Here is a 23,602-nt window from a genome sequence, read left to right as displayed (position 1 = left end):
ATATCGTTGCAGAGTATCCAGCCCAGCGCGGCGCATGAGAAATTCTACTTATCAATTTGGTTAAGAGATTGTATCTGAGCAGGGAGCGATCGCATTCAGATGGATGTGTAAAGTGCGATCGCTTGCTCCTGCTGCTCCAGGACGCTATGAGCAATGCTCATCCAACCAAACAACTAAATCCGTTACAGTCTGAAAATCTAACAGCGCCTCGCCCAATTCCTCTAACTGCGCGACGGATAATGTCCCAATTTGCTCTTGCAGTTCTTGGTCAACAGCACCAAATCGACGGGTTAGCAGACGCAGGACAAGCGATCGCGCCTCCTCTTGTTTTCCTTCTTGCTTTCCTTGTTGCAGGCCTTGTTGCACTCCCTTTTGGATGATGGCTTGATACGTTACTGATTCCTGCATAATTTCCTCCCTCAAAAGTTGGCGAATTAAACTTTCTTCAAACCGCAAACCAGCCAGCACCTCGACACAAGCCGCGAGATTCCCCCGCTGCTCTGGTTCTTCGATCATATCGATCTGGGCTGCGACCTGCTCCAATAAGGCGTTGGGAGTGTTGCTTCTAGCTAGCGTAGCCAATGGCAACAAGGCAGTGTTTGCCAAAAGTGGAGCCGGGTCTTCCTCCCATAGGCGGATGACTCGGTAGCTATGTCTAGTATTTGTTGCCGCAAACTGCTCAGTAAAGACAGCTTCTGAGGTAGTAAATTTTAAAAAAATCACGACTTGCTCAATGGGACAGCGATACTGTCGATACAGTCGCACCCAATAGTCCAGCATTCTAAATGGTAGTGGTGGCTCTGATGCTGGCAGAGTTTGAAATTCTATGTGCAGGATTTGGTTGGCAGTTTGCAACAGTGTGAGAGAATCGGCGCGAATCGGTTCAGCACTAAGTTCAGTTTTGAGTACCTGAATCTCGGTAGCTTCATCTGAAAGTAGCCAGCGCACAAACTCGGCTGGGTACTGTTCTGCCAGATATTTGCAAATATTATCGTAATCCAATGGTAAATAGGTGTTGAGATTCTTTGCTTACTTTACTGGGTGATAGTGAATCAGAGCGATGCGAAGAGAGCGCTACCGCGCAAAAACTTCTGAAAAATAGCAATTTATCTATTAGCGCTGGGAATCCTTAAATAGAAGGTTATTTTCTGTCACTCCTCACATCTATTTGTTATGACTCAGCCAAATCTTCTAAAACTCGCCAAGCAAGGTGATGCAACAGCGATCACATCCCTGATGAACCGCCATCTGCAACCCAAAGGCATTATAGCGAAAGCTATCCTCAAGGATGATTGTCTACAAATCATGCTGGAATCAGCTCAAGTACCAAATCAACCAACCTTAGTTACTTTTGTCCGTAATTGGATAATTAAATTGGGGTCTGAGTCTATCAAGAGAGTGAAGGTTTATGGGCGACAGCCTGGTGATGAATTTCCAGCTTGGAGTCAAGACTTTGAGGCTATGAGCGTGGATAATAGCGTTCAATCGGAAACCAGTGTTCCTAGCGTCGAAAATAACGTTTCTGAAGATTCAAAAACTTCAACAAATCAGGATATATTTAAGCTCGTAGCTTCTCCCCGGATTCAATTTCAAAATAAACCCTGCTGCCCTCGCACTTACTTATTTCCATCTATTCTAGTCACACTATTTGCCTGCATTCCTGCTGGAGTGGCTGGTATTGTTTTTGCTACCAAGGTAAAAAATAAAAATCAACAAGGTGATTATGATGGTGCTTTATCTTTATCCAATAAAGCAAAAATATCTTGCATTATTGGAGTAAGTGTTGGTGGTTTTATCATTGGTGCAGCATTCCTTCATGGATTCCGAGAGGGATTCCAAAGAGCTAATCAGCGCCAAGTAGCAACAAGACAGCAATTAATAGATCCATACGTACCTTCAGATGTAACACCTCAACCGTCAGAATATCTGCCTCCAATTGAAACATATCCAGAAACAAATCCAGTCCGTAATGCTTTGTCTCAACTTGATGGCCATGCTTATCTAATGGGGGCTGACAATGTATTCCTTGGAATTATTTCTAGTGATAAGATTAATGAAAAATCTATTTCCAATCAAGTTGGTGAGTTTGGAAGCCGTGTCACCTCTAAAAGTGTTTGGATTCGAGTTGGCGATTATGGAAGCCGTATTTCCGATACAAGTGCTTATAACACTAATACCAATCAGCCACCTGTAATCGTAAATGAAAATAATGAAATTATAGGGTTTTTAACAGTGAATACAAGAATAAAAGGTGCGGTTGACCCTGATTTGCTCCATACAGCTATGTGTCAGCAATAACAGGCTAGCAGTGATAACCAGGAATACTAAAACTTATATAATTGTGTTTGGTCCAAAAAAGAGCGATCCCTCTTAACCTCAGTTTTTGGAAGGAGCGATCGCTTCCCCATACAATTTTTGTCAGAAGCGAGCAACTCGTCAAACTAGATTAGAAAAAAAGCGCGATCGCTCTACGTTCAGTATCAACACAAATATCAAATCCTATGAACAGTCAAACCTTTACTGTCATCATTCACAAAGAAGAAGATATGTATGTAGCTGAATGTTCCGAAGTCGGCACAGTTGACCAAGGGGAAACGATTGAAGAAGCCATTTCCAATTTAAAAGAAGCTACAAACCTATACCTGGAAGAGTTTCCCTGAATTAAATTTTTGTTTTCTTATTAATAATTGTGGCACCCCTCAAAAAAAGTGTAGAGACGTTTTTAGAAAACATCTCTACATGAGAAATAATGTTTTGTTTTAACTTGTATCTAGCGCTGGTCGATGGGGATATAGGCAGCTCCGCGATCGCCAGTATACATTTGGGTAGGACGGAAGATGCGGTTTTCTCCGAGCTGTTCTTTCCAGTGAGCAAGCCAACCAGCTACGCGAGCGATCGCAAACACCGGAGTAAACAAATCTGTGGGAATTGCCATTTTCCGATAAACCAAACCAGAGTAAAAATCTACGTTTGGATAAATTCCTTTCGGGCCTAATTTTTCCTCGACTGCCTTTTCCAACTCCACGGCAATGTCGTAGTATTTATCGTGTCCAAACTTCTCAAACAACTGCTCTGCTAAACTTTGCAGAATTGTTGCTCGCGGATCTTTCACCTTGTAGACGCGATGACCAAAGCCCATAATTTTAGACTTGGGCGGCAAATTATCCAGCCAAGGGCGGACATTTTCCACCGAGCCAATTTCTTCTAACATGGTGATGACTTCCTCATTCGCGCCACCATGCAGAGGGCCTGCTAAAGTTCCCACAGCTGAGGCTACCACTGCGTAGGGGTCAGTCAGAGTCGAAGCCGTTACCCTAGCTGAAAAGGTGGAAGCATTCATCGTATGCTCTGCATGGAGCGTCAGACAGACATCGAAAATCCTAGCCGCCAGCGGATCGGGTTCCCGCTCGTTTAGCATATATAGGAAATTGCCAGCATAGTCGAGATCGTCGCGAGGACGCACCGGGTCGTTACCTTTCCGCATCAGCTGGAACGCCGCCACCATTGTCGGAATCTTTGCTAAAAGGCGCACCACGGCTTGGCGAATGTAAGCCGGGTTATCTAAAGCGCGACGCGAGTAAAACAGCCCTAGAGCCGCTGCTGAGGCTTGTAGCGCATCCATCGGGTGTCCGGTTTCGGGGAAGCATTTCATCATGTCCCGGATGCGATATTTAATCCGCCTGTGGTAGCGAATTTCACTTTCAAAGGCTTCGAGTTCTGCCTTTGTCGGGAGTTCACCCCAAATTAATAAATAGGACGTTTCCAAAAACGTACTTTTTTCTGCGAGGTCTTCGATACGAATGCCTCTATATTCCAGTATCCCCTGTTTACCATCGACGTAGCTGATGCTGGATTGGGCAGCCGGAATGCCTTCTAGACCTGGTTTATACTCGCAGACAGTCATGTTACTACCAGTTGGGTGAGTGAAACATTTTCAGGGTAACTTACCAAAAATGGATGTATCGGTCGCCCTTTTTACCAGAATTATTTTATCGGCATTACAGTAACAGCTTGGGTGCTGTCAGCCAAAATAGTTCGCTATTACCTATCGGCGAACCGCTAGATGGCAAGTTTAACCCGATAATTCCTGCTTTTTTGAGGATGATTGCTGCTTTGACATTACCCCAAACCAAGATTTCTGCCCAATTTCCCAAGTCTGGTTGATGACCAACTAGCGCTAACTGGGAACCGCCTGAGTTTTGCCATGCTTCTAACCAGTTGATCCAAGTATGGATATTTCCACCGGGAGCAAGTTGGTTTGATTCTTCTAGATGGGAACTCAGATTAGTGTGGTAGAGATTTTCGGCAGTTTGACGCGCCCTTACTAGGGGACTGGTTAGAATCAGGTCGAAATGCAGATCCAACTCTTGCAGCCGTTTTGCTACTTTAGCAGTTTTTTGATGCCCAACGGCTGTCAAGGGGCGATCGCGATCGCTTTCATACTCAGATTGATCAGCTGCGATTCCGTGACGAATTAAGTATAGCTTAGTGGTCATTGGTAATCATCTTCCCCACTCCCAACCTTTACTCTCCATGAAGTAGGTTATCTTTGGGGTTGACCAAGCGGAGGAGTTTTTGCTTGATTTGGCTGTCAAAAACTTCCCATTTTATCTTGGCGTACTCGGAATTTTCATTAAAGCCGCCCAAAAATCCCATCGGGATTTCAAAGCCGCCTGCTGAAAGTCTACCACCACCAAAGAAGCGTCCCTGACTGTCTTGCCCAAAGGCTTCTTTGATAAATTCGTCGGGGTCGAGGGTAAGTTTGCTGGTTCTCAGGGAACCGATGACGACTTCGAGTTCTTCGTCTTCGTCATGGACAATCCCGTAAACCACAGCAGTGTGGACGTTTTCTTCTGTTACTAGAAAATCTGCCGCTTGGGGAATGGCATCTCGGTCTTCGTAGCGGAGGTAGCCGACACCAGCGATGGAGAAGTTATTCTGGACGATGCGGTTAGTAAGCGATCGCTCGATCACATCCATCACCCGCTTAGACCGATAAGCCTGCAAAACTGCATTCAGCAGTTGAGCATCATAAAATCGGCTCAGATACCCCGCCGCCTGAAAATCCTCTTCCTGCGCCTGCATCAGTCGGTTAGTATCCGACCTTAACCCGTGCATCAACGCCGTAGCGCATTTAACGTGATCGCTGACGCTGCTATCTAACTTCAGTAAACCCGCTTGGAGATACTGAGTTAAAATCGTGGCAGTAGCTCTGGTACTAGGGCGAATATCTGTAAATTCCGCGTTGAGTTCGTTCTGCGTACTGTGATGGTCAATCACAACCCTAATCGGGATGCCAGCCTGTTGCACCAGAGGCAGTAATTGACAAGTAGTGCCTTGATTATCAATCAAAACGCATCCTTGATACACGGATAAATCTTTTTCCTTCAGGCTCTGGATACCCCAGCGTCTAGCAGGTAAACCCGTAAGTTTAACCAGAGCAATATTTTCCTGATGGCTAAGAGTACCAGCATAGACAATTTCGCACTGGATATTGTACTGCTTAGCAATAAGTTGATACGCCCAAGCTCCAGAAAGAGCATCTGGATCGGGAAAATCTTGTAGTAGCACCAGCTGGCGATCGCCTCGGTGACGCTCTAAAGTTTGTCGTAGCAACTCGACTACACGTTCTGGCGGCCGTTCGTTCGACACTCTTCTAGAATAATTTCCCGACGCATTGCTCGATTGTTTGGCAGTTGGCTCCATTTCTTGAGTTTCCACAACAGACCCTGAATTTTGCTGATTGTCTATAGACATCGACTCAGCGGCTATTGAAGAACCATTGAGAGGGTTGAGCAAATTTGATTGCATATAAATGACGCAATGTCAAAGTATTTTCTGATTAATATTCCAGTTACTGCCGCAATCGTCCTCACACTTACTGCCAGATGCTTGAGGGTTGGCCAAAATTGCTCCAGGCTATGAACAAGAAGGCTACATATGCTTCAAACCCGCTTTTTCTGAGCCAACCAGGTTTTCAGACGGTGGTGATAGGATGCCGAGCTGGACAGACCGACTTATTCATCGATCTTGACAAAAAAATTGACCAGCCGCACTCCCTCTGTGGTCGCGTTTTCCGGACTTGACACAGAAACTTAACAGCTTAGAAATACAAGTTAGTTCTTTCTTTTGAGTTTTGACAAAAAACCCCCTGCACCTATTGATTGGTGTAGGGGGTTTAAAGACCAATTACATATTTTCGCCATTCCTGATGCGTACCACTCTTGAGGTGTTTAGCAACCTCAAAGTGCAGGCTACTGTATGGTTTTCGGGGAGGGTGTCGCAATATCATATTTGCTTCTTTGGGAGTGCGGCTACCTTTGTTGACATTGCACCGGACGCAAGCGGTGACAATGTTTTCCCAGCTATCACCACCACCGCGAGAACGGGGAATCACATGATCGAGGGTTAAATCATCACCCGTGTAAGAGCAGTATTGACAGGAGTGATTATCACGATGGAGGATATTTCGACGGGTCAGAGGAATTTCCTTGTAAGGAACTCGGACATAGTATCGCAGTCGAATAACCGTTGGTAATGGGAACTCTGTATATACGAGTTTGCCGTTGTGTTCAACTTGTTCGGCTTTCCCTTTGATCAACAAGACTGCCGCGCGTCGCCAGCTCGTTATATTGAGCGGTTCATACGAGGCGTTTAACACCAGAACCTTGCCCATGAGTGATCGAGATAAGAGAAGATTTTCCCAGATAGTAACACAGCTGACATAGGGGCAGCCGGGGAGAGTGGGAGATTCTTGTTAAGAGTTTCAGACTGGAAACGCTCACAAGAGAGGCGCTATCTCCCCCAAGGACTCAGGAAAGCTTGGATGATACGTGAGGCGGTCGCCTCGCTAATAGCATTCCCAGTTAAAAATTTTTTTCGTTAAAAATTTTTTATTGTGTTGTAGGGACATGGCATTGCCATGTCCCTCCAGATGTATCGCTTTTCAGACGCACTTATAGAACTACGTGGTTTTTAACTTTTTTCCCAACCAGGAGATAAGTTGTCATGTTGCCTTTGCCTTTTACTTGAATGACTCCCCGCTCCTGAAACTGATACTGGTATTTTAATAACTCGTATGTAGCATCTGTAACTTGTATTTCACCGGGTATTCCGTGGGATTCCATGCGAGAAGCGGTATTTACCGTGTCTCCCCACAGATCGTAAATAAACTTTTTGATACCAATAACACCAGCAACGACTGGCCCGGTGTTGATGCCGATGCGGATGCTGAAAGTTTTAGCGTTTTTGCGGTTAAAGTGAGCGATCGCATTCTGCATATCCAGCGCCATCGCTGCGATCGCTTCGGCGTGATCGGCTCTGGGTGTCGGCAAACCACCTACTACCATATAGGCATCGCCGATAGTTTTAATTTTCTCCAATCCGTGTTTTTCAGCTAGTAGGTCAAAAGCTGAAAATATCTCGTTAAGCAACTCGACGAGTTTAGTTGGCGGTGTATCAGCAGAAAGTTCTGTAAAACCAACAATATCGGCAAATAAAACTGTCACTTCGGCAAAACTGTCAGCAATGGTACTTTCATCTCCTTTCAGTCGCTCAGCAATTAACTTCGGTAAAATATTGAGCAACAGTAATTCCGATTGTTCCTGTTGATAGCGCAGTGCTTCTTCTGCTAGTTTGCGCTCAGTAATATCTTGAACAGTGCCTTCGTAATACAAAACTTGCCCTTGAGAATTTCTAACGCTGCGTGCGCTTTCAGAAATCCAAATAATACTACCATCGTGACGATAAACTTGAGATTCAAACCGGGACACCGAATTATCCTTCTGCATAGCAGCAATAAATTCCGCACGTCGGTTAGGGTCAACGTAAACTTGCTGCTCAATATTGGTAATCTTCGCCATCATTTCTTCGGCTGAAGAGTAACCATATATGCGTGCTAATGCAGGATTCACGCTGATATAGCTTCCTTCAAGAGTGGTTTGGAAAATGCCTTCAACCGCGTTTTCAAAGATGCTGCGATATCTCTCTTCGGCTTGGCGCAGTGCTGCTTCAGCTTGCTTGCGTTCGGTGATATCGCGGGAGTTAACTACCATACCTGCTATTGATGGATCGTCCAGTAGATTGCTACCAGTTGATTCGAGAAAACACCACGAGCCATCCTTTCGCGGAAAACGATATTCACAAGAAAAAACAATATGAGGGTTGTCAAGAGATTTTTGGAAAGTATCTGCAACGCGAGAAATATCATGTGGGTGAACCATGAACAAGGTATTTATGCCGATTAAGTCCTCCTTCTGGTATCCCAAAATGTTGAAAACCGAAGGACTTTGATAGCGGGTAATGCCATCAGCTCCAAAAATAGTGATTAAATCCGAACTGTTGAGAATCAGAGAGCGGAATTTAGCTTCACTGGTAGCGAGTGCGGCTTCAGCAAGGCGTGCGTCGCTTGCTTCCATCGCCAAAGCTGCCATATACGCCAAATAACTAGCAAAATTCTGCTCCTCCAGCGCCCAGCGTCGAACTGTACCGATGTGTTCCAGACAAAGCACCCCCACTGTTCGCCCACCAACCCGAATTGGCGCATCCAACATAGAAGCAATCCCCAAAGGAGCGAGGTAAGATGCGGAAAACTCCTGAGTTCGAGGATCGGTGTGAGCATCGTCAGCTGCAATTACACGATCCGCTTCCAACGCTTGGAAATAACCTGGATAGTCAACATCTGCCAGTTCTGCGCCACTGGTATGCTGCTGGTTACGCAATTCATACAAGTCAACGCAAACCAATTTTAGATTTTGGTTTGTTTCCTCTGCCCTGTTCCCACTCTCACTCTCTCCCCAGTCGCCAGTCGAGAGCCTCCAATTGTAGAGCCACACACTGGCGCGTTCCACGTCTAGAGTGTTAGTTGCTGTCTCGGTAATCTCCCGCCATGCAGCGCTCAAATCTCCGGCGTAGATGGGCTGACACCTAGCCATATCCAACAGCGCTGTCTGCTGTTTGCGTAGCCGAGTCTCGCTTTCTTGGAGTGTCGCTTCTTTCTGGCGAATTTCTACTTCGGCTTGTTTGCGCTGGGTGATATCCCGAACTACGATACACAACACCTCTCTACCACCATAGGAAATCGGGTTGGCAGAGACTTCCACATCCACAAGAGTTCCATCTTGTCGCTGGTAGCGCCGTTCTCCCAGGACGTGATGTTTTTCTGTCAGGATACGCTGAATATTTTGGTCAATGGTTTCACGACGCGAGGCTATTACATCATAAATTGTCAGTTCTAGCAACGCCGTGGAGGTGTAACCCACCAGTTGAGCAAAGGCGGTATTAGCTTCCAAAATGCGTCTGGTATCAACATCAACCAGAAAAATTCCTTCCGAGGCTTGCTCAACTACGGCGCGGTGACGTTCTTCGCTTTCTTGTCGCTGACGCACTTGATGTTCTAAGGCTGCCAGCATCAAGTTGATGTTGTCACTCAAGCTGGACAATTCATCTTTTCCCTGGCTTTCAAGGCGCATAGAAAGGTCGTTGCTGTTGCCAATTTTCTTTACCCCAGCGTTCAAAGAAGCCAACCGCGACAAAACTAATCGCTCCAGAAGCAGCAAGGTTATGCCACCAAAAACTGCTCCCACCACTAGCAGGGATGCGATGAGATAGCGCAGGCGGATTTTGCCTTGCCGGTAAATTTCTCTGGGGATATCCACCCGCAACAGCAGCGCAGGCTTGCCGTAGATGTCTTTTAGTATGGTGTATCCGGCTGTGCGATCGCTTGTGGCGTTGACTGCAATCTGTCCTTTCTGCAACAAAGCTTTTTGTGGTGCTTGAAAGTCGGCAGGCATCTTGGCATCATTTAGGCTGTGTATGGTGACGGGGAAACGGTTGATCCGACTTATCTTTTCCAAAGCGGCAGCATCTAGGTAGCGCCCAAAGATTAAGGCTCCGCGATTCGCTCCTTTGCCATTGGTAGGTAAAATAGGCTGCGAATTAATCAGCATTACCCCTTCAGGAAGCAGCAGCAGTCCCGCCAAACTGCGATTAGATAGGGGACGTTGTAAAAGCGGATCTTTGGGGGAAATGCGTTCTCGAATCAGCGCTGGAATCGGGGTTTTTTTCTGGTTTTTTAAATCAAAACCTGTACCAAAGACAATTTTTGAGTTTTTGTCGATGTACAGCACCAAGTTAACCCGTAAGTTGGTGAGGGATTCTGGAATGAGATTTGATTCTATATAGGCTTGGTTTGGGTTTTCGATAAAGTTGTAAGTGTCATCCCACTTAGCCCAATCAACAGCAGTAACGCTTAAGTCGTTTCCGGTTTCGGCAAAAATATTAATTGTTCCCTTAACCACTTGGCGGGCATTGTGTTCCTCTGCTCTGGTGAGGCTACGCAACAAGATGGTCGAGGAGGTGGCATACAGAACCCCAACTAGACCTACGAGGGTCGCGCCAATGACGAGTAGTGTCTTCGTTCGCAGTCTCATTTGTAGGGCTGACAAGGTTAGGGTGATTACAGTTCTATTTAGGCACAGGACTATAGACGACATTATTGTCTATAGTCCATCGTCCATCCTCTATCGTCTATCGTCCAGTGTGAAAATGCTAAAGATCCGGCTTAATTTGATGTAGCTCGTCTGGAGGTGGCGTTGCTGCTACAAGGGAATGCTGTCGATACATCTCGGATAAGGTTTTGCTTCCCCGCCTGCGGCGACCCCGTTTTTAAGGGGGTGCAAAGAATAGCCGCAATACTGTTCGGTTAAAGGAAGAAAGCTAAAGCGATAATGGTGCTAGAGGCGTTAAGATAGAACGTCTCTACAGGGTTTAAATTCCCAGAAGCACCCCTTAACCCTTACACGATTGGGAATTTTGTAACTACACCTTGTAGTAGCACCTCTAACCTAAAATGTTGGGTAAAGCAATGGTGCAGAAAGCCAATTTCTCTACCACGTTCGGGAAATTATTCGCTTTTTCAAAATAGCTTGACGATTTTGGATTAGCAATAAATCCAAAATCTAAAATCTTACAGTAAGCCTGCTGACTCATAAAGCCGTCTGAGAGTTGCCTCAATTCTAGCGCCGTACTGTGGATCTGCCGCCCAACGTCCGCTTAGCTGCTGGATCAGAGGCGCAATCCCTCGTGTGACAAAGCGAAAGCGGGGGTCTACCTGTTCTTGTACCAAAGGCTCCAGACTAGCATAAGCTTTTAAATGTTGGATATGCGCTCTGACACCAATTCTGGCGCTGGGAAACGATGCGCTTTCGGAAGCACCCCCGACAGCTCCCAAACCTGCAAAGTTGTTTTGGCTAGGTCTGATATCGCTACCGAAGCGCAAAAAGCCTGTTTCTACACACATTTGCGAGAAGGCAATGTCATAGTTTACGCCTTCGATGGTTGCTTCTTCCCGGTATAGTTTAGGTAAGTCGGGAAACAGGGCGAGGGCGTTCTCATTGTTAGCTTTGAGGAACATAATCAGCTGCACCTCAGATGTATTACCATGTCCCATAATTCGGTCAAACTGACCGGGACAAATTGGTAAAATCGAGCGCAAAAACAGGGTACGGGTGGCGCTATCCCAGCTCACAGAAATATTAAAGCTCCGCAGTTCGACAGCTTTAACATAGACTACACCCCGATAGGGTACGCGACGGACTGAGGTGTTATTTGTCAAGTCAATTGAGAGCCTGTCTACCAAGTCAATTGGGATGTAGGCGTTGCTATTGATCAGGATGCCTTTTTCCCCGTACAACTGGTTGTTAATGTTGATATTTATGGGAGCATAGGTAGGATCAGTGCCAGGAACGGTACCACCATCACCTCGGCTCCATGAGGCAAGTCCGTCTGCTATTCCTAGTGCTAGGTCGCGGCGACGATTTTGAATTAAAAAGCGGTCGTCTGGGTTGGTGAGAAACCCAACTTCCATCAGCAGGGAGGGAATAGTGATGTTGCGGCAAAATTCTAAACGACCTACGCCTGTGGCTGTGTCTGGTTTAACTCCCCGACTAGGCAATTGGGGAACGCGGCGCAGTAGTGCCAGAAGTAGCAGTTCAGCATTTTTCTTGCGCTCGTCGTTGTTGGCAATGTAGTAGACGCTAGCGCCTCTAGTCGTTGGGTTGGACATGGCATCGGCATGAATTTCGAGTGATACATCACCACTACGAGCGCGGGCGTTTATCCAAGAAATTGTCTGCTCCATTGTTTGGTCGTCGGGGACAGAAAGAACTTCAAAATTGCGCGATCGCAATTCTTGTAAAATTAGGTCGCGCAGTAAAATCATCTCCTGGGCTTCTGTAGTGCCAGCAACTCTCGCGCCCGGCTCTCCAGCACCGTGACCTGCTGAAATAAAAATTCTTCCCATTTCACATATTCTCCCTGCTGTAAAAGTTATTTATGTCAATCAACCAGAATAAGGATTTTTTGATGTAACGGCTAGTATCGCTCCTAATTCCAAGCTCTCAATGATGATATAGGTATCAATGGGTGCAGTTAGACAAGAAACAGTAATATTTTCGGTATGGTGTGACCCAATAATAAACATCCAGATGAATAAAATTGTTGAAGTTTTACCGGATCGGACAGCGCTGATAGAGCGATCGCTGGAAATATGTCTAGAACAAATTCACAAGGCGATAAACGAGCGATCGCTTTGTACTATAGCTTTATCCGGTGGTACCACTCCCAAGCCTCTGTATGAAGCGATCGCTTCGCAAAATCTTCCTTGGGACAAAATTCACATATTTTGGGGTGATGAACGCTACGTACCGCCAGATCATCCCGATAGCAATCAACGCATGGCGCGTAGCGCTTGGCTTGACAAAGTTAATATCCCATCTGCCAATATCCACCCCATACCCACCGACGAAGCCGACCCAGCAGTAGCAGCCGAGAAACACTCTCAACACCTCCGGGAATTTTTTCAAGTTCAACCAGGATTTCCGGCATTCGATCTGATTTTGTTGGGGATGGGAGATGATGGACATACAGCTTCTTTGTTTCCCCACACAGAAGCATTACAAGTACGCGAAAAACTGATAACTGTGGGTGACAAAGACACTCAGCCCCGCATCACCTTTACAGCGCCACTGATTAATCATGCCCGTTGTGTGGTATTTGTTGTTGCTGGTGCTAGTAAACGCCCTGCCTTAGCTCAAGTTTTTGCCTCTACTGCTGATGACATGGAATATCCCAGCCGATTAATCCAGCCCCAAGGGGAACTTTGGTGGCTTTTGGACGAAGCTGCTGGTCTTGAGCTAAAAAGTTAAAATCCCTGGCAATTCGGAATATATTTGAATCTGACCTCCCACTCCACTAATCAGGAGGGATACCGTCCGCAAGGAGATTTTATGATTGTCTGCCCCAATTGTAATCACCAAAATCCTGATGGAGCGCAAGCGTGCGAGGCTTGCTACACTCCCTTACCCGCTACTACAGCGTGTCCCAACTGTGGCGCACCTGTTCAAACCGATGCCACTTTCTGCGGTCAGTGTGGCACTAACCTCAAACCCAGTAACCCTTTAGAGGTAGCATCAGCAGCACCAGGCCCCCTGCCCAGCATACCGGACTTAATGAACCCCGATCCGTTGGTAGCACCCGATCCCTTAGAGGTTACTCCACCATCTATCCCCAGTCCAGACATACCAGATCCAGTACCAGTTCCAGCTACTGTGGTCAATGAACCCCCAGCCTCAGGGAGCAGCGGTGAATCCTCATCGGAGCCTTCTTCTCGCAGCACAGGGGCGAGTGGGGCGGCAATGCCTGGTAGTTCTCAAACTCAGCTACAGCAGCAGAGCGCCCGCCTGCTGCATACCCAAACGGATACGATGATAGAATTGCCCTCGCAATTGTCGGTAATTCACATAGGCAAGCCAAATGACCAGATTCCGCCTGATATCGATGTTTCGGGTTTTCCGAATTCAGAGATTGTTTCGCGGATTCATGCCGACATCCGTGTAGAGGGTGATGCCTACTACATTGAAGACGTTGGCAGTTCTAACGGCACATATGTTAACCATAATCCCCTGCCTAGTGGTAATCGGCACCGTCTGAGAACAGGCGATCGCATTAGCTTAGGCAAAGGTGACAAGGTGACATTCTTGTTCCAAGTTTCTTAAGGCTGTCTTCAAATTGCTCATAAAAGCGCCAAAATGTACGCGGTGCAAGCCTTTGGGGTGAGGGGTCATGGCAATTGCAGACAGTTTTTTTAAGTGATAGGCTTGAGGAAATAAATAAGCATCGCTATCAGGTTTGTGTAAATTCCACCCCTAAACCTAAAAAGTATGAGAGCGGTAATCTTACTGAATCAATTCAGAGGTTACACGGACTCAACACCGTCATGGTACGATGCGATTGTAACGCCCGTGGGTATCCTAAACTAAGGACACAAAAAACTGGTGGAATGATGTTAAAAGCTTGTCTATTCCATCTGCTCACGTCGTACCAATTCGCAGTCTGACTCCAGTAGTTGAGAGATAAATCTCAATTTATTGATTGAAGGATGTTACATCTGTTCAGACTGTTACAATTCCCAAGCCTAGAGGCGGAAATATTTAGAATTATGTGACATCGGTGATTACCCTGACACTGCTGCATCCTGTCCAATCTATCCCAGTCCAAAACTGGACTTTTGCCTCCGAATCAGTTATTCGGATCGGACGCTCAACTGAGAATAATGTCATCCTCTATAGCGCCGTTGTTTCTCGTCACCATGTCGAGCTACGCCGTCATGGTGATGAATGGGAAGTTGTTAGTTTAGGTGCTAATGGCACTTATTTAGAAGGAAAACGTATCACCCAAGCACCAGTGGTGGACGGGATGATTATTCGCTTAGCCAGTTCTGGCCCTCAAATTCAGATTCGCATGGGAGCAACAGAGTCAAAGTCCAGGCAAAACACGGTTGCGGGTAAGCAATCATCCCCCAAAACAGAGGGTCAATCTAAAGATAAAGATACTTTTATAGATCCGAGTTTCTACGAGGGAAAAGACACGAGTCAATCTAAGGAGAAGCTACTAAATAAGTTATAAAATCTGGAAAAATTTAATTTTTCAGATTGTATTTAGTTGCCTTTGGCGATCCGGGAACTCTACGTGGATGATGCCAATGTTGCAGGGAATGCCCTCAGCTCTTTTTAGGTGCAAGTAAAGTGGTACTTTGAGGACTTCTCAGTTCTTCAAAGCATCAATATAGTGGAACAAATTAGTAAGTCTATTCTCATCCGTATAAGGGTTGAGTGACACTGCTCTCAACTACCGATGTCCGCGATAGAGAGGAAGTGAAAGGAAAGTTTCACTCGCTGATGATGCAATGTTTTCTACTCTCTGGTTCATCTGGGATTAAAGGGGGAGTATTGTCCAAACCGCCAGCGCAGAGGGGTAGCACCAGCGATCGCTATTACCCGATCGATTTCAAATTCCACTACACGCAAGGCACCAGTAAATTCTGCTAGGCGATCAGCGTCCCATACTACCTTAGCTTTTCCGGTTAGTTGTAAGGTGCTGCCACGATCAAAGTCAACGAACAATAAGCCAGTATTGGGATTCAGCGAAATATTACCCAGAGTTTGGAACATATTATTACCGGAATAATCAGGAAACACAAGCTTGTTGGCACTCAACACCTTGACAAAACCTGGGTTTCCGCCACGATGAGATGCGTCAGCACCAGCGTCCGGGTGGAAGCTGGCAATGAAGAAAGTGTCTACCTGGGCAATCTTTTGCTGCTGTTCGTCGCTGAGAGTCTGTCTGTCTTGAATACTAGGCACACTTGGTTGGACGAAATCGCTCTCTAAGTGGCGTATTTGGATGTACTGGGGACAGTTGAAATACACCTGCTTAGGATGTACATAAATGCTGCCATCAGGCTGAACTTGAGCTTTACCGTTTAACCTTAAGCGCCTGCGAGTTGCCAGATCGATCGCCAGGATACCAATATCATCTCTCACCCGTAAGTTTTCGTTGAACGGATCGCTATTAACTGGTGCTGCTTTGATCCGCACCGTTCCTGTTACTACCTGCATGAATCCAGGTTCACCAGTCAATAGAGATGCCCATACGCGATCGCTTGTATCGACGGTGCTGGCGATCGCAAGTCGTTGAGTACGCAGAAAGTCAACTGCGGCTGGCTTAACAATCTGGCTAATATTGTGACTCAAAGCTTTAGCTGCTTCTTGGACACCCGCACGTTGTTGAATCGCCACTTCTCCGGAATGATATATAGATGTCATTGCTTGCTCTCTTACAAACCGGGCATTCCAACGTAACCTGGTAGTTGCTTAATCCGGTTAATCCAAGTTAGCGCATGGGGATAAGCTTCGAGAGAAACTTTGCCATCCCCTGCTAAGCCGACATAAGGGTAGCAGGCGACATCTGCAATAGTTGGGCGATCGCATTCCAGCCAAGGACGCTGTGCTAAGTGTTCGTCTAAAATCTGGAGAACCTGATGTGCTTTTTTCTGAGCTAGACCCAGGTCTGTCTCCACGTTGAACAGGAAATGTAATCTGGCTGTAGCTAGACCTTGTTGAATCTCGTTCGCCGCCATAGACAACCACTGCACGACTTTACTCATCAATTCAGCAGACTCTGGTAGCCAATCTTCACCCCCGTAGCGCCGCGCTAGATAAACCAGAATTGCCTGAGCATCCCGAATCACCACATCGCCATCACTTAGGACTGGGACTTGTCCCAGTGGGTTGAGCTTGAGAAACTGTGGAGATTTTTGCTCTCCGCTCATCAGATCGACAGGTACAAGCTCATGCTCCAAACCAAGCAGCGACAGCATCAGCCGTGCTTTATGACAATTCCCGGATAGTTCGTGATTGTACAACTGGATCATTAACTGCTCCTAGATGTGTCTTTGTACCGAACGCTCGGTTATAAAAAATGTACCGAGCGTTCGGTATAATGTCAAGAAGACAATCAGAGTGTTGTAGATGGAAAAAGAGGAAGCGATCGCCCGAATAGTAAAAGTTTTTCAGCAGTACGGCTATGAGGGAGCGACGCTAACGCGACTTTCAAAAGCTACGGGTTTAGGCAAAGCCAGCCTTTATCACCATTTCCCCAAAGGAAAAGAAGAAATGGCGGCTGCTGTTCTCAATTCGCTTAACCACTGTTTAGAACAAAGTATCCTCGCACCCCTGCGCGACAGTGGCGAACCGAGAGAGCGAATTCGCCTGATGAGTATAAAGGTGGATGAGTTTTACAATTGCGGTCAACAAAGCTGTCTTTTAGCGGTACTGGCAATTGGGGAATCCCATAACCTTTTTCAGACCCAGATCGGATGCGCCCTTAACCTTTGGATCGATACCTTGGCGCAGGTTTTGATTGAGGCGGGATTTAATTCGGACGCAGCACGGCAAAAAGCCGAAGATGCTATTTTGCAGATCCAGGGATCTCTCGTGCTGGCGCGAGGTCTTAATGACACTGCGCCCTTCAAGCGTGTCATCAAGCGCCTACCAGAATATCTGCTAAACGCTTAAGTTGCAGTTTAAAAATTTGGAAATGGGGGCAGAGGGACTTGAACCCTCACGACCTTTTCGGGTCAACGGATTTTCATTCTCTCGCAGCTTTCGCTACTGCCAATAGGCTTTGAGAATTGGACTCTCTCTTTACCCTCGGCTTGACGTTAGGGTAGCTCCCGTCGAGTCTCTGCACCTTCCGAAATTATTTTCGATTTTGGATTGGTTTTGGATTTATCCCAATCTAAAATCTAAAATTATTTGGCTTGGCTCAGGATTGCCATATCTGTTGCCAGATTTAGGTTTCCCTGAATTTGAGAGCGGTCACTTGACAAATTTCTTCATCAAGGCTCAGTTTTCTAAGTCCGTAGCGTCTGCCATTCCGCCATGCCCCCGTGTTGGGAGAGATGTAATCTCTTATTTAGTACGATTTTATATCTTACACTCTAACTGGCTAATAAATGCAACTATCTTTTTGGCAAGGTGGTTAAGCGGCTTCCAACAAAGGGTAAAATATTTAGAGTTAGTCGGGCATATAAGCGGCTGTTTGTGGTGTCCCCACACGGACGCTGGTACTGCTACTGTCTGGTTCTTCTACTGCAAGAAAAAATATGTTGGTTGCGATATTGTATCTAGTTCTGAGTGGAACCTACCTGATAGTTGTTCCCTTCGCCCTGTATGCCTACCTGCAAAAGCGGTGGTATGTTGCCAGCTCGTTTGAGCGCGGGTTCATGTATTTTATGGTTTTCTTTTTCTTCCCTGGTTTGTTGCTGCTCAGCCCATTTTTGAATTTTCGGCCGAAGCGTCGCCTGGTGTAGAGCTAACATAAGAGCTTTTGATACTCAGCGAAGGCTGTAAAGCTGAAAGCAAATATCTTTAAAATGCGACGAATTGACATCATTGGGATTGGCATTGGCATCTTTGTTGCTGGTGGGTTAGCGTATTTGGTTTTGCAGTTGGCGGGGCTAGATAGCCTGGAGGCGGGTATCTGGAGTCAGCTGCTGCTGGTGGGAGGGTTAGTCGGCTGGCTGCTGACTTACCTGTTCCGAGTCGGGACGAAAAACATGACTTATAACCAGCAGCTGAAGGACTATGAGGACGCAGTGTTACAAAAGCGGCTGGAAGAGTTGACTCCGGAAGAATTGGCTAAACTGCAAGCTGAAATTGAACAAGAGAAGAAACTGAAAAGGCAATAGACCTCTTGCAAGAATATTTAGAACCCCTCCTTGACAAGCGGGGAGGGAGGAAGAAATTTTCCCCTCCTTGGAAAGCGGGGAGGGTGAAAAGGACTTTTGCAAGAAGTCTAATGACTAATGATTAATGACTATTGGCTACTGAAAAATGACTTCAATTCGAGAGTGTTTTGAGTCTCTGCGCGATCGCCACCAGTGCGCTTTGATTCCGTTTATCACGGCTGGCGATCCGGATCTGGAGACAACGGAATCGGCTTTACGAGTCCTTGATGCCGCTGGTGCGGATATGATTGAGCTGGGTGTTCCCTACTCAGATCCGTTGGCAGATGGGCCGACGATTCAGGCAGCTGCTACGAGAGCTTTGCAACGGGGAACTCGTTTGGATCAGGTGTTGGAGATGGTGTCGGGTGTTAGCCACCAGCTGCGATCGCCTATTGTTCTTTTTAACTACTACAACCCAATTCTCAACCGGGGAATTGAAACTTACTTAAAGCAGGTGAGTCGTGCTGGGGTAAAGGGTTTGGTGGTTCCCGATTTGCCTTTGGAGGAATCGGAGGTGCTGCTTAAAACGGCTGCTAGTCTGGGAGTTGAAGTAATTTTGTTGGTAGCTCCCACCAGTTCTGAGGAGAGAATAAAAGCGATCGCGCATCAGTCTCAGGGATTTATTTACTTAGTCAGCGTAACTGGAGTGACAGGAATACGCTCAGAAATGGACTTACGGGCGCAAGATTTACTCAAGCATCTACGGGCTGCAACTGATAAACCCATTGGTGTCGGATTTGGCATCTCCGAACCAAAACACGCCCGTCAGGTGAAAGATTGGGGAGCAGATGCAGTAATTGTGGGTAGTGCCTTTGTGAAACGGTTAGCAGAAGGAACTCCAGCAGAAGGATTGGATGCGATCGCTCAGTTTTGCCAAAGTTTGAAAACTGCGATTTTGTAAGCGTAGCACCTTTAAAGCTATCAGCCATAAGGATTTGCTCGTTCTCAGATATATGTCTGAGAACGAGATTTTGTATTGAAAGTTTGCAGAATTGGCAAATTTATCAGACAAAACAGAATTTTTCCTGATAGACGTACTCAAATCAGTATGAGTAGCTAGCACATCACAGCTACATTCATGCGCGTCTCGACTGTTGCTATTTGTACCTTAGCGGCTTTGACTGCTAGGGAACTCACCCAGGAAGCTAATGCCAATCCTAGTTCCAACCTGCCGATCAAGGAACCAGAAACCGACAATTTTGTTGTTCCAGTTAAGACTGTTGAAATAAACCCGTCTGACTCGATTGCAGCGCCAGAAATAGTAGCACAACAGCTAGAGTCAGGAGTCAAAAGTCAAGACTTTCTAAAAACTGTTATGGTTTCAGAAGAGCTTGACGACTCTAACATCTCTGGTACAAAGTCTTTAGCTGAATCTCCTTTAATTGACAGGGAAGCGGAGGCTTTACGCTCTAAAAAAATTATTTCTCTCGACGCTGGGGAGGACGCACCTCCCAGTCCTCGTTCCGAGGCTGAGCTTAGGAAGCAAAATACAGAGGGGTTCGGTACTGGTGACAGATATGAGGAAGCGGATCAAGGGACTCTCAGCGGCTCATTACGACGAGCTGCGGCGTTGCAGATAACTCCGCAAGTAGCGCCAGAATGGTCAGTTAGTAAAAGCGAAGAAATTTCACCCGATTCAACAAATCAGCTGGCACAATTGCCAGATAACCCAACCATAAATGTACCCTCTCTAGAGGAAATTCGCAGATTGCAATCGCAGCTTGGAGAGGTTGAAAAAACTGCTGAGTTTGGCGATGTTTATCAAGGTTCACCGTCGCTTACCATCGTTACTCCTACGGGTTTTGGTGCAGATAATAACACTGGTTTTATCAGCGCCACTTATCAATCCCGGACGCGATTCGCCGATGTAAGTGATGGAGGGTTAGGTTTTGGAGTCGGCTTAGGCGATGCTCGGAAGTCGGTGGGTGTAGAGTTATCGTATGCGATCGCTAGTTTTGGCAGCAATCGAGATTTTGGTAGTGGCGGATTTAACGCCAAAGTGCATCGTCGGTTAGCAGAAGATTTATCTATTGCTGCTGGCTGGAATGGATTTTTAAATATTGGCGATGACAACGACTTTGAGAACTCAGTCTATGGCGTTGTTACTAAAATTTTCCGAACCTGCGACGATATCAACCAGCCTTTTAGCCGAGTCGCTGTAACAGCTGGTGTGGGAAACGGACAATTCCGCACTGAAAGCGCTGTTGACGATGATAGAGGTGGAATCAATGTTTTTGGAAGTGTCGCAGTGCGGGTGGCTCGTCCTGTTAGTTTGATTGCGGAATGGACGGGACAAGATTTAGGAGTGGGAGTTTCAATTGTTCCATTCAAAAATATTCCTCTAGTAATTACCCCTGCACTGCGTGACATTACTGGCGCAGGAGATGGAACGCGGTTTGTATTGGGTACTGGGTTTTCTTTCAAGTTTTAGGTGGTGATATTATGAACTTTTGGATAACTAAAGAGCAACATTCAAAAATCAAAAATTCAAATATCTTTCTCTATCTTTTGCCTTTTACTTTTTTGCTTCTTCAGTCTTTGCCTGTTAAAGCCAATCCTCCCAACCAATCAGATAATACGGGAACTAACATCTGGAATAATACAGCGCCCCGCTTTGGTTCAGGTAGCAAGCTTGATCCTGAAATTATTAATACTGCCAGAAGACTTTCCAAAGATTTAGATGATGCGTATGCTGCTTGTGTTGCTTCTGCCGAGGCAGTTGCTAAGTTGCCGCGAAGATTTGCCAGAGGAGCAGCGATTTCTCCAGTAGATTGTAACACTCCGGAGTGTCAGCAACTAAATAGCTTGTTAGAAGAAACCAAGAGATTTATCAGCAGTTTGGACAGTTTGGAAGCCGAAAGATTGAGGGCTAGTGGAGCTTTGGAAATTTGGTAATTAATGGGGAAACAATATGAAACTTAATCAGATGATTTCACCGGCTTTAATCAGCGCGATCGCGCTAGGACTATTTAGCATCATTACCACCCCACTCCAAGCCCTAGAAACTTTTGGTAATGAGGGCATTCAATTTGACCTAGACACTATTATTGAATTTGAATTTGTTGAATCAAACGGAGCATTTCAGTCAACGTTTGGCGTTATTAATTTAGATACAGGTGAGAAAACCCCTCTAATTAGTGAAGCCAAGCCCTCGAATAAACCACAGGATATCTCCCGTCCATCCGATTTTCAGGACGACACAGGCGTAAGCAACCAAAATGATTTTTTAGGAACTCCTGGTGATGCAGTTCCGCAACCGTTAGCTGAGTTTAAGTTTCAGGCAAATACAAGATATGCCTTTTACTTAGAATCTTTTTATAATGGCAAACCTGTAGGCATCATCTACTCAACAAATACTGAAAATCCTAACACCAGGCAACAAACTGAGTTTAATGGTGGGATAGACAGTCTTGCTAAGGGTGGTAATCTCATCCGTTGGGACGATACTGGCATAGTAAAGGCTCAACAAGAAAGAGATTTTGATGATTTTATTGTCAGAGTTGGCGGTCATCAAACCTGTCCATCTTCTAGTAATGTTTTGGCTAGTGCCAAATGTCTCACACAAAATTAGGATAGTTATAGGTTAAGTTTTGCTTTCGCTAAATCCAACCTATAACTCAAGCTTATTGTTAGATAGTCTGATAATTTCCAAGCACAAATAGGTGCAAAAATATTAAATAACCTTTAGATGCCTTTGCCTTTTTTACCACCCGTCCTCATCAATCGGCTCCAGATTCTGAGTAAGTTTGTCTCGATACAACTGGTGATTCAAGCAATAGGTATGGCTAGTGGAATTTTTCTGGTTCGCACACTGGATAAACAGGAGTATGCCTATTTCACTATTGCTAATACTATGCAAGGGACAATGAATTTATTAGCTGACATGGGTATTAGCAGTGGTCTGTTGGCAATTGGAGGAAAGGTTTGGCAGGACCGGTATCGTTTTGGTCAATTGATCAACACTGCAATGCAGTTGAGACGCAAGCTGGCAACAATTGCGATCGCTTTAGTTACGCCTCTTCTGCTGTGGCTATTATTCAATAACGGAACATCGCTTTTATATGCAATTTTAATTACTATTACTGTCCTGGCAGGGCTAAATTTCCAGTTGAGTACTGTTATATTAGGTGTAGTTCCGCGATTACATTCACAGCTTAATTATGTCCAAAGGTTAGATTTTATTTCTGCTATTGTTCGACTAGCAATTTTAGTTGTTGCTTACTTTACTTTTTTGAATGCTGCCATAGCTATTTTGACAGCATCAATTGCCTTGGGGTTGCAGCAATTGTTTTTGAGCCGTTGGGTTATTCATAGCATTGATATAAAAGCACCCGTTTATGAAACAGACAAATTAGAGATTTTGCAAATTGTCAAAAGTCAAGCACCCAATGCCTTATTCTTCTGCATTCACGGACAGCTTACTATCTGGTTGATCAGCATTTTTGGGGATACGAAAAGTATTGCTGAAGTAGGAGCTTTAGGACGGTTAGGGGTTATATTTTCCTTAATTTATGCGGTTATGCAAAGTATTATTTTGCCAAGCTTCTCGCGTTGTCAGTCAGTTATTAAATTTCGCGATCGCTACTGGCAGGTTCTGGTAAGTTTTTGTATTTTTGGGGCGTGTTTAATAGCAATCACTAACTTTTTCCCTAAAGAACTATTGTTTATATTAGGGCAAAAATATGCTCACTTAAGACAAGAATTGCTGTTAATAGTTGTTATAAATGTTCTAAATGGTCTTTCAGCAATTATGTTATTAATTAATACTTCAAAAGGATGGTTACAATATTACTGGCTTAATATTCCGTGTATGATCTTGATTGAGGCTGTTATGGCTTACTTTCTAGATTTATCTACCACTTATGGAGTTTTATTACTGGCAATGGTATCAGTGATTCCAGGGTTAATATGTAGTGGTGCGATTACTTATATTAACTTATTGCGTTGGTCGGTTGTAGCAAAAGAGTAATTAAA

The 23,602-nt window shown here is 45.5% G+C and carries 22 protein-coding genes; 13 read left to right on the top strand and 9 right to left on the bottom strand.

The features are described from left to right. Nucleotides 1–144 precede the first annotated feature (144 nt). Nucleotides 145–1,002 carry an Rpn family recombination-promoting nuclease/putative transposase gene (locus tag H6F63_RS23940; RefSeq protein ID WP_190639867.1) on the bottom strand — a complete coding sequence of 286 codons (858 nt, stop codon included), beginning with the start codon at nucleotides 1,000–1,002 and terminating at the stop codon, nucleotides 145–147. A gap of 171 nt (nucleotides 1,003–1,173) precedes the next feature. On the opposite strand from H6F63_RS23940, the gene H6F63_RS23935 reads away from it, so the two are divergent. Then, nucleotides 1,174–2,298 carry a CD225/dispanin family protein gene (locus tag H6F63_RS23935; protein ID WP_190639866.1) on the top strand — a complete coding sequence of 375 codons (1,125 nt, stop codon included), beginning with the start codon at nucleotides 1,174–1,176 and terminating at the stop codon, nucleotides 2,296–2,298. Nucleotides 2,299–2,501: 203 nt separating this feature from the next. Next, entirely contained in the window at nucleotides 2,502–2,660 is a 159-nt protein-coding gene (locus H6F63_RS23930) for a type II toxin-antitoxin system HicB family antitoxin (RefSeq protein WP_190639865.1), read from the top strand. Between the two features lie 110 nt (nucleotides 2,661–2,770). Here the strand turns inward: H6F63_RS23930 and H6F63_RS23925 are convergent, their stop codons facing one another. The 6 genes from H6F63_RS23925 to H6F63_RS23900 all read right to left on the bottom strand — a co-directional run bounded on the left by H6F63_RS23925 (nucleotide 2,771) and on the right by H6F63_RS23900 (nucleotide 12,301). Continuing rightward, nucleotides 2,771–3,904, bottom strand: a complete 1,134-nt coding sequence (locus tag H6F63_RS23925) for a citrate synthase (protein ID WP_190427398.1) — start codon at nucleotides 3,902–3,904, stop codon at nucleotides 2,771–2,773. A gap of 94 nt (nucleotides 3,905–3,998) precedes the next feature. Beyond that, nucleotides 3,999–4,496: a phosphohistidine phosphatase SixA gene (gene sixA, locus H6F63_RS23920; protein WP_190639864.1), complete on the bottom strand. Its 498-nt coding sequence runs from the start codon at nucleotides 4,494–4,496 to the stop codon at nucleotides 3,999–4,001. Between the two features lie 28 nt (nucleotides 4,497–4,524). After that, nucleotides 4,525–5,811: a bifunctional oligoribonuclease/PAP phosphatase NrnA gene (locus H6F63_RS23915; RefSeq protein ID WP_190427403.1), complete on the bottom strand. Its 1,287-nt coding sequence runs from the start codon at nucleotides 5,809–5,811 to the stop codon at nucleotides 4,525–4,527. A gap of 367 nt (nucleotides 5,812–6,178) precedes the next feature. Next, entirely contained in the window at nucleotides 6,179–6,676 is a 498-nt protein-coding gene (locus tag H6F63_RS23910) for an HNH endonuclease (RefSeq protein WP_190427406.1), read from the bottom strand. A 280-nt stretch (nucleotides 6,677–6,956) separates the two neighbouring features. Continuing rightward, nucleotides 6,957–10,430, bottom strand: coding sequence for a PAS domain S-box protein (locus H6F63_RS23905; protein WP_190639863.1), 3,474 nt, complete (start codon nucleotides 10,428–10,430; stop codon nucleotides 6,957–6,959). Nucleotides 10,431–10,966: 536 nt separating this feature from the next. Then, complete coding sequence (locus H6F63_RS23900; protein WP_190639862.1) at nucleotides 10,967–12,301, bottom strand: N-acetylmuramoyl-L-alanine amidase; 1,335 nt, start codon at nucleotides 12,299–12,301, stop codon at nucleotides 10,967–10,969. 184 nt (nucleotides 12,302–12,485) lie between these two features. Between H6F63_RS23900 and pgl the strand changes: the two genes are divergently transcribed. The 3 genes from pgl to H6F63_RS23885 all read left to right on the top strand — a co-directional run bounded on the left by pgl (nucleotide 12,486) and on the right by H6F63_RS23885 (nucleotide 14,964). Next, the gene (gene pgl, locus H6F63_RS23895; protein WP_190639861.1) at nucleotides 12,486–13,205 is read left to right on the top strand and encodes a 6-phosphogluconolactonase; all 720 of its coding nucleotides are present in this window, start codon (nucleotides 12,486–12,488) and stop codon (nucleotides 13,203–13,205) included. An 81-nt stretch (nucleotides 13,206–13,286) separates the two neighbouring features. Next, nucleotides 13,287–14,054 carry an FHA domain-containing protein gene (locus H6F63_RS23890; RefSeq protein WP_190639860.1) on the top strand — a complete coding sequence of 256 codons (768 nt, stop codon included), beginning with the start codon at nucleotides 13,287–13,289 and terminating at the stop codon, nucleotides 14,052–14,054. A gap of 454 nt (nucleotides 14,055–14,508) precedes the next feature. Further along, entirely contained in the window at nucleotides 14,509–14,964 is a 456-nt protein-coding gene (locus tag H6F63_RS23885; protein WP_190639934.1) for an FHA domain-containing protein, read from the top strand. A 299-nt stretch (nucleotides 14,965–15,263) separates the two neighbouring features. On the opposite strand, the gene H6F63_RS23880 is transcribed toward H6F63_RS23885, so the two are convergent. Then, nucleotides 15,264–16,163, bottom strand: coding sequence for a pyridoxamine 5'-phosphate oxidase family protein (locus H6F63_RS23880; protein WP_190639859.1), 900 nt, complete (start codon nucleotides 16,161–16,163; stop codon nucleotides 15,264–15,266). Between the two features lie 11 nt (nucleotides 16,164–16,174). Next, complete coding sequence (locus tag H6F63_RS23875; RefSeq protein ID WP_190639858.1) at nucleotides 16,175–16,771, bottom strand: glutathione S-transferase; 597 nt, start codon at nucleotides 16,769–16,771, stop codon at nucleotides 16,175–16,177. Nucleotides 16,772–16,868: 97 nt separating this feature from the next. Between H6F63_RS23875 and H6F63_RS23870 the strand changes: the two genes are divergently transcribed. The 8 genes from H6F63_RS23870 (at nucleotide 16,869) to H6F63_RS23835 (ending at nucleotide 23,597) form a co-directional block, all read left to right on the top strand. Then, nucleotides 16,869–17,414 carry a TetR/AcrR family transcriptional regulator gene (locus H6F63_RS23870; protein WP_190639857.1) on the top strand — a complete coding sequence of 182 codons (546 nt, stop codon included), beginning with the start codon at nucleotides 16,869–16,871 and terminating at the stop codon, nucleotides 17,412–17,414. Between the two features lie 590 nt (nucleotides 17,415–18,004). Continuing rightward, the gene (gene ndhL / locus H6F63_RS23865) at nucleotides 18,005–18,211 is read left to right on the top strand and encodes an NAD(P)H-quinone oxidoreductase subunit L (RefSeq protein WP_190427431.1); all 207 of its coding nucleotides are present in this window, start codon (nucleotides 18,005–18,007) and stop codon (nucleotides 18,209–18,211) included. 63 nt (nucleotides 18,212–18,274) lie between these two features. After that, nucleotides 18,275–18,589, top strand: coding sequence for a DUF3007 family protein (locus tag H6F63_RS23860; RefSeq protein ID WP_190427434.1), 315 nt, complete (start codon nucleotides 18,275–18,277; stop codon nucleotides 18,587–18,589). A gap of 145 nt (nucleotides 18,590–18,734) precedes the next feature. Beyond that, on the top strand, nucleotides 18,735–19,529 hold the full coding sequence (trpA, locus tag H6F63_RS23855) for a tryptophan synthase subunit alpha (RefSeq protein WP_190639856.1): 795 nt from the start codon (nucleotides 18,735–18,737) through the stop codon (nucleotides 19,527–19,529). Between the two features lie 177 nt (nucleotides 19,530–19,706). After that, nucleotides 19,707–21,059: a hypothetical protein gene (locus H6F63_RS23850; protein WP_190639855.1), complete on the top strand. Its 1,353-nt coding sequence runs from the start codon at nucleotides 19,707–19,709 to the stop codon at nucleotides 21,057–21,059. Between the two features lie 11 nt (nucleotides 21,060–21,070). Then, on the top strand, nucleotides 21,071–21,523 hold the full coding sequence (locus H6F63_RS23845) for a hypothetical protein (RefSeq protein WP_190639854.1): 453 nt from the start codon (nucleotides 21,071–21,073) through the stop codon (nucleotides 21,521–21,523). A 16-nt stretch (nucleotides 21,524–21,539) separates the two neighbouring features. Then, a complete protein-coding gene (locus H6F63_RS23840) occupies nucleotides 21,540–22,199 on the top strand; it encodes a DUF4114 domain-containing protein (RefSeq protein WP_190639853.1) in 660 nt (219 codons plus the stop codon). Between the two features lie 192 nt (nucleotides 22,200–22,391). Then, nucleotides 22,392–23,597 (top strand): hypothetical protein, encoded by a 1,206-nt coding sequence (locus tag H6F63_RS23835; RefSeq protein ID WP_199298238.1) that lies wholly within the window; start codon nucleotides 22,392–22,394, stop codon nucleotides 23,595–23,597. The last annotated feature ends 5 nt before the right edge of the window (nucleotides 23,598–23,602 follow it).

Origin of the sequence: Trichocoleus sp. FACHB-40 (genome assembly GCF_014695915.1) — a bacterium.
Taxonomy (GTDB): domain Bacteria; phylum Cyanobacteriota; class Cyanobacteriia; order Cyanobacteriales; family FACHB-T130; genus Funiculus; species Funiculus sociatus.
This window is presented reverse-complemented; position numbering and strand designations above follow the sequence as displayed.

Bases quoted from the DNA above. Each gene is read 5' to 3' on its own strand.
- pgl (WP_190639861.1), top strand. From the start codon at position 12,486: ATGAATAAAATTGTTGAAGTTTTACCGGATCGGACAGCGCTGATAGAG.
- H6F63_RS23870 (WP_190639857.1), top strand. From the start codon at position 16,869: ATGGAAAAAGAGGAAGCGATCGCCCGAATAGTAAAAGTTTTTCAGCAG.
- H6F63_RS23930 (WP_190639865.1), top strand. From the start codon at position 2,502: ATGAACAGTCAAACCTTTACTGTCATCATTCACAAAGAAGAAGATATG.
- H6F63_RS23850 (WP_190639855.1), top strand. From the start codon at position 19,707: ATGCGCGTCTCGACTGTTGCTATTTGTACCTTAGCGGCTTTGACTGCT.
- H6F63_RS23925 (WP_190427398.1), bottom strand. From the start codon at position 3,904: ATGACTGTCTGCGAGTATAAACCAGGTCTAGAAGGCATTCCGGCTGCC.
- sixA (WP_190639864.1), bottom strand. From the start codon at position 4,496: ATGACCACTAAGCTATACTTAATTCGTCACGGAATCGCAGCTGATCAA.
- H6F63_RS23880 (WP_190639859.1), bottom strand. From the start codon at position 16,163: ATGACATCTATATATCATTCCGGAGAAGTGGCGATTCAACAACGTGCG.
- H6F63_RS23900 (WP_190639862.1), bottom strand. From the start codon at position 12,301: ATGGGAAGAATTTTTATTTCAGCAGGTCACGGTGCTGGAGAGCCGGGC.
- H6F63_RS23860 (WP_190427434.1), top strand. From the start codon at position 18,275: ATGCGACGAATTGACATCATTGGGATTGGCATTGGCATCTTTGTTGCT.
- ndhL (WP_190427431.1), top strand. From the start codon at position 18,005: ATGTTGGTTGCGATATTGTATCTAGTTCTGAGTGGAACCTACCTGATA.
- H6F63_RS23905 (WP_190639863.1), bottom strand. From the start codon at position 10,430: ATGAGACTGCGAACGAAGACACTACTCGTCATTGGCGCGACCCTCGTA.
- trpA (WP_190639856.1), top strand. From the start codon at position 18,735: ATGACTTCAATTCGAGAGTGTTTTGAGTCTCTGCGCGATCGCCACCAG.
- H6F63_RS23890 (WP_190639860.1), top strand. From the start codon at position 13,287: ATGATTGTCTGCCCCAATTGTAATCACCAAAATCCTGATGGAGCGCAA.
- H6F63_RS23910 (WP_190427406.1), bottom strand. From the start codon at position 6,676: ATGGGCAAGGTTCTGGTGTTAAACGCCTCGTATGAACCGCTCAATATA.
- H6F63_RS23935 (WP_190639866.1), top strand. From the start codon at position 1,174: ATGACTCAGCCAAATCTTCTAAAACTCGCCAAGCAAGGTGATGCAACA.
- H6F63_RS23875 (WP_190639858.1), bottom strand. From the start codon at position 16,771: ATGATCCAGTTGTACAATCACGAACTATCCGGGAATTGTCATAAAGCA.
- H6F63_RS23840 (WP_190639853.1), top strand. From the start codon at position 21,540: ATGAAACTTAATCAGATGATTTCACCGGCTTTAATCAGCGCGATCGCG.
- H6F63_RS23845 (WP_190639854.1), top strand. From the start codon at position 21,071: ATGAACTTTTGGATAACTAAAGAGCAACATTCAAAAATCAAAAATTCA.
- H6F63_RS23915 (WP_190427403.1), bottom strand. From the start codon at position 5,811: ATGCAATCAAATTTGCTCAACCCTCTCAATGGTTCTTCAATAGCCGCT.